Source organism: Streptomyces torulosus, from assembly GCF_001419765.1.
In the GTDB taxonomy this organism is placed as follows: Bacteria; Actinomycetota; Actinomycetes; order Streptomycetales; family Streptomycetaceae; genus Streptomyces; species Streptomyces torulosus.
This window is the reverse complement of sequence record NZ_LIRK01000331.1, coordinates 309-5,318: the sequence shown is the minus strand read 5'-3', so window position 1 is coordinate 5,318 and position 5,010 is coordinate 309. Positions and strand designations below refer to the sequence as shown.

The window sequence follows — 5,010 nt, the reverse complement described above, 5'->3', positions numbered from 1 at the left end:
GCACCCGCCGACGCACCCGCACCCCCGAGCTGGCAGGCGTGACAAACACCCGGACCCGCAAGCCTCAAAAGGCCCACGGGTCCGGGGTTCACATCGACATCCGGCTCAAGGCCAGCGCAGCGTCACGCGGCCTTCGGCGCGTTGACGTCCGCCGGCAGCGCCTTCTGCGCGACCTCGACCAGCGCGGCGAACGCGGTGGCGTCGTTGACGGCCAGCTCGGCGAGGATCTTGCGGTCGACCTCGATGTTCGCGGCCTTCAGACCCTGGATGAAGCGGTTGTACGTGATGCCGTTGGCGCGGGCAGCGGCGTTGATGCGCTGGATCCACAGCTGACGGAAGTCGCCCTTGCGCTTCTTGCGGTCGTTGTAGTTGTAGACCAGCGAGTGGGTGACCTGCTCCTTGGCCTTGCGGTACAGGCGCGAACGCTGACCGCGGTAGCCGGAGGCCTGCTCGAGGATCGCCCGGCGCTTCTTGTGGGCGTTGACTGCCCGCTTGACGCGTGCCACTTTTTAACTCCTTGTAGCGGGGCCGTGGTTGTCCTCACACGACCCGAAATCGATTGGGTCCCGGTCCTGACGTACGGCGCTGAGTGATCGACGGACGATCAGCGCCGCTTCGTCACTTGCCGAGAAGCTTCTTGATCTTCGCGGCGTCGCCCGGGGCCATCTCGGCGTTGCCGGTGAGGCGACGCGTCACGCGGGACGACTTGTGCTCGAGCAGGTGGCGCTTGCCGGCGCGCTCACGGAGCACCTTGCCGGAGCCGGTGACCTTGAAGCGCTTGCTGGCACCGCTGTGCGACTTGTTCTTCGGCATAGCGCCGTTCTCTCCTCGTCAGTGGCGCTCCGGTGCCCGGTCGCTAAACCGGGCACGACGGAACGTCATTTCTATCGGTTGACACCCCGGACTCGCGTCCAGGGCTTCCCCCGGACTCTCGTCCAGGGGACTTACGCCTCGGCAGGCTCCTCGGCCGGCGCCTCGACCTCGACGTGCTCGGCGTCAGCGGCGTTCTGCGACTTGCCAGGGTTGGCCTTCGCTTCCGCCTTCCGCGCTTCCTGAGCCTGACGGGCCTCGGCCATCGCCTCGGTCTTCTTCTTGTGCGGACCGAGGACCATGATCATGTTGCGGCCGTCCTGCTTCGGGTTCGACTCGACGAACCCGAGGTCCTGGACGTCCTCCGCGAGACGCTGCAGCAGTCGGTAGCCCAGCTCGGGCCGGGACTGCTCGCGACCACGGAACATGATCGTGATCTTGACCTTGTCGCCCTGCTTGAGGAACCGGACGACGTGACCCTTCTTGGTGTCATAGTCGTGCGGGTCGATCTTCGGCCGGAGCTTCATCTCCTTGATGACCGTGTGCGCCTGGTTCTTGCGCGCCTCACGGGCCTTCATGGCCGACTCGTACTTGAACTTCCCGTAGTCCATGAGCTTGCAGACCGGCGGACGTGCGTTCGCGGCCACCTCGACCAGGTCGAGGTCGTACTCCTGCGCAAGCTCCAGGGCCTTGGCAAGCGGAACAATCCCGACCTGCTCGCCGCTGGGACCGACAAGTCGCACCTCGGGAACGCGAATCCGGTCGTTGATGCGGGGCTCGGCGCTGATGGATCCTCCTCGGTAGCACCCCACGACGGTCTGGCGGACCGCCGCGTCATGTCTGGTTGACATAAGGACCAACCATCGCGGCGCATGAAAAATGCCCCGGACGGGACACAGGCGGGGCTCCAATGACTGCCGGAGCACCGCCGCGGTGGCCGCGGGGCGCGATTCGGACGACTCCACCGTCCGTACGGAACGGTGGGGGCCGTCTGACCGGTGACCTGCCGTCCCGGAGGATGGTCAGGTGGGAGTTCGGAGCCTCCACTTGCGGGCCGGACACACAAGTGTCCAGCCGGTCGTAGACACAACCATAGCGGGTTCAAACCTGGGGTGCCAATCGGGGCGCAGCGGACTCCCGCAGGTGGGAGCGTAGGCGCCGGGGCCTATCGTGTGGGGCATGAGTGACACCCCTCCTGAGTCCCCCGAGTCCCCCGACTTCGACTCGATGACCCGTGACATCGCCGAGGTCCCCGCGGTCGAGGTGATCGTGACGGTCGCCGTCAATCTGATGAGCGCCGCCGCGGTGAAGCTGGGTCTGACCGAGGAGGGCGACAAGTACAAGGACCTGGACGAGGCCCGGAAGCTGGTGCACGCCCTCGCCGGTCTGCTCGACGCGTCCACGACGGAGATCAGCTCGTTCCACGCTGCGCCGCTGCGCGACGGTCTGAAGTCGCTGCAGCTGGCGTTCCGCGAGGCGTCGGTCGTCCCGGACGACCCGGGCCAGGGCCCGGGCGAGAAGTACACCGGCCCGATCTACGGCTGAACTAACCCTTCACGTACAGGGGCTCGCCAGGAGGCGTGGTTCCGGCCGGCAGGAGTGCCAGGTCGAGGCCGCGGACCAGGCGGGCCCTGAGTGTTTCGTCGGCGGCGAGCCGTGAGGCGACCGCGCGGGCGGCCTCGGCGGGGGCGGCCTCGGCGGGGTCGAGGACCAGGGCGAGGGTGCCGTCGGACTGTCCGGGTCCGAGGTGGGCGCGGAGCACGGAGGGCTCGGCGGCCACGGCCGCGCGCACCGCGGCGATCACGGCGGGGTCGGCGAGCGGGTCGGCCGTCGTACGTCCCTCGGCGAGCGCGAGCAGCGCGGACCCGGTCAGCTCGAACGGCACGGGCCCCGCCAGGTCCAGGACGAGGGTGTCGGCCTTCTCGTGCGCGGCGGCCTGGAGTGCCTGGTGCGTCGGTACGGCCACGGGGCGGGCGGCGGGATCCCAGCGGGCGAGGGAGTCGGTGGAGGTGAAGGCGGGCAGGGCGGTGCGGTGGCCGGCCTTCAGGGTGGGTACGGCCATGTCGCTGGTCTTCTCGCGGCGCAGCCCGTTCTCGTCCTCCTCGACCTCGCCGAGCACGGCCACGACGGGCACGAGCAGCCGGGCGTCCTTGAGCGCTTCGAGGACGGGGCCGACGGCGGTGCGGTCCTCGGCCCAGGCGGTGAGCGCGGCGCTCAGCCGGGGGTCGGCGGAGCCGTCGTCGTCGGAGTAGCCGGGGTCGGGGATGTTCTTGTTCGCCACGGTTGTCGACCCTATCGGGGGAGGTCTCCTGGGCGTTCGCCGGGCCGGAAACGTGACGGTCACATCACTCACGGTTTTCTCAGCGTGTCCTGACATGGCTCTAACACCGGCCTAACCCATCGCACAGCGCGGGCCACAACCATCGCGGCATGCCTCCTCGCAGAGCCTGTCGCCGTGCCCGCCCGGCGGTGCGCCGTCCCCTCCTCGGCACGGCCGTGGCCGCCGCCGTCCTCGTGTGCGGTACGGCCGCCGCCGGGACGCTCTACGTGACGGCCCGGGCGCAGGAGGGCGGGGCCACGGCCGTATCGTCGGCGGCGTCATCGTCGGTATCGCCCTCGGCCTCCGCTTCTCCCGCGCCGGGTGCGGGCGCGGTCGTGGAGGAGGCCTCGGTGGAACCTGTGGCGGCGCCGGAGGCGGACCATGACGCCCTGCTCGCGAAGGCCCTGGCGGATGTGCCGGTCGAGGGCGGGGCGGCGATCTCGGCGGCCGTGCTGGATGTGGAGTCCGGGGACGCCGCGGTGTACGGGGACGGGCGGTTCGAGACCGCGAGCATCGTGAAGGTGGACATCCTGGCCGCGCTGCTGCTCCAGGCGCAGGACGCGGACCGTGGGCTCACGGCGCGGGAGAAGGCGTACGCCGCCACGATGATCCGCGACAGCGACAACACGGCCGCGACGGCGCTGTGGAAGGCCATCGGTGAGGCGGGGGGCCTGGACGCGGCGAACGAGCGGTTCGGTCTGACGGAGACGGAGGGCGGCGACGGCCTGTACTGGGGCCTGACCCGCACCACGGCCGCCGACCAACTGGTCCTGCTCCGCCAGGTGTTCGGGGACGACGACGAGTCGGAGCTGAGCGGGGCCTCGCGGACGTATGTGCGGCGGCTCATGGGGCAGATCGCGGCGGGCCAGGACTGGGGGGTGTCGGCGGCTGCGGCAGCGGACGGCTCGACGGATTCCTCCGGCGTGGGGTTCGCGTTGAAGAACGGGTGGCTGCCGCGTACGGCCACCGGGCTGTGGGTGATCAACAGCGTCGGCCGGGTCACCGTGGACGGGCGGGACTACCTGGTCGCGGTGGTGTCGCACGGCAACACGACGAAGGCGAAGGGGATCGCGCTGGTCGAGGCGGCGGCCAGGGCCGGGGTGTCGGTGTTCTCGTCGTAGCGGTCGGTCGGGCACCGTGCGACGTCCGCGAGGGGGCTCGCGGCGGGCTGCACCCCCGCCCTGTCAGATCAGGAACTCGTCCGGTCGTCGGCGGTCGCCGCGCCAGATGACGACGGCCGTGATGAGGAGGGCGACGCCGAGGCCGCCGGCGGCGGGGGCCGCCCAGCCGGAGGCGGTGTCCTCCTCCTTCACCCGGTCGGGGCCGGGGCCGAAGTACTTGCGGCCGTACGCCGCGGACGTGAGGTCGTCGGGCCTGAGCCTGCCGCCCTCCCTGATGGCGGCGGCCGGGTCGACGAAGCCGAACCCGCGGGAGTCGTCGCGGCCGCCGACGGGGGCGTTGCGGGCGGTGTCCTCCAGAAGCCGTTTCACCTGGGCCGGGGTCAGGCCGGGGTGGGCCGCCTTGACGAGGGCGGCGGCGCCGGAGACGAAGGCCGCGGCGGCGCTGGTGCCCCAGCCCTCGTAGTACTTGCGGTCGGGGTCGGCGATGACGACGTCGACGCCGGGCGCGCTGACGGTGGCGTACCAGCGGCGGGTGGAGAACGGGGCGCGGTTGCCGTCCTCGTCGACGGCGGTCACCGCGATGACGCCCGGGTAGGCCGCCGGGTACGAGACGTGGTCGCCCTTCTTGCCGCCGTTGCCGGCGGAGGCGACGACGACCGAGCCCTTCTTCAGGGCGTACTGGACGGCCGCGTCCTCGGAGGGCTCGGGGTGGGCGGACTCGGAGTCGTCGCCGAGGGAGAGGTTGATGACGTCGGCGCC

At 70.8% G+C, this 5,010-nt stretch carries 7 protein-coding genes; 2 read left to right on the top strand and 5 right to left on the bottom strand.

Annotation, left to right across the window (positions count from 1 at the left end):
* Window positions 1-122 precede the first annotated feature (122 nt).
* From rplT to infC, 3 genes are all read right to left on the bottom strand, one after another.
* On the bottom strand, window positions 123-506 hold the full coding sequence (gene rplT / locus AOK23_RS22950; RefSeq protein ID WP_033531708.1) for a 50S ribosomal protein L20: 384 nt from the start codon (window positions 504-506) through the stop codon (window positions 123-125).
* A 112-nt stretch (window positions 507-618) separates the two neighbouring features.
* Entirely contained in the window at window positions 619-813 is a 195-nt protein-coding gene (gene rpmI / locus AOK23_RS22945; RefSeq protein ID WP_004933563.1) for a 50S ribosomal protein L35, read from the bottom strand.
* Between the two features lie 131 nt (window positions 814-944).
* Window positions 945-1,622 carry a translation initiation factor IF-3 gene (gene infC, locus AOK23_RS22940; protein ID WP_079049634.1) on the bottom strand — a complete coding sequence of 226 codons (678 nt, stop codon included), beginning with the start codon at window positions 1,620-1,622 and terminating at the stop codon, window positions 945-947.
* A 367-nt stretch (window positions 1,623-1,989) separates the two neighbouring features.
* Between infC and AOK23_RS22935 the strand changes: the two genes are divergently transcribed.
* Window positions 1,990-2,355: a DUF1844 domain-containing protein gene (locus AOK23_RS22935; RefSeq protein WP_055521885.1), complete on the top strand. Its 366-nt coding sequence runs from the start codon at window positions 1,990-1,992 to the stop codon at window positions 2,353-2,355.
* Between the two features lies 1 nt (window position 2,356).
* Here the strand turns inward: AOK23_RS22935 and AOK23_RS22930 are convergent, their stop codons facing one another.
* Complete coding sequence (locus tag AOK23_RS22930) at window positions 2,357-3,091, bottom strand: SseB family protein (protein WP_055714563.1); 735 nt, start codon at window positions 3,089-3,091, stop codon at window positions 2,357-2,359.
* Window positions 3,092-3,240: 149 nt separating this feature from the next.
* On the opposite strand from AOK23_RS22930, the gene AOK23_RS22925 reads away from it, so the two are divergent.
* Complete coding sequence (locus tag AOK23_RS22925; RefSeq protein ID WP_055714562.1) at window positions 3,241-4,251, top strand: serine hydrolase; 1,011 nt, start codon at window positions 3,241-3,243, stop codon at window positions 4,249-4,251.
* Between the two features lie 63 nt (window positions 4,252-4,314).
* On the opposite strand, the gene AOK23_RS22920 is transcribed toward AOK23_RS22925, so the two are convergent.
* Window positions 4,315-5,010, bottom strand: a 696-nt coding sequence (locus tag AOK23_RS22920; protein WP_240496509.1) for a S8 family serine peptidase, incomplete at its 5' end; no start/stop codon positions are given.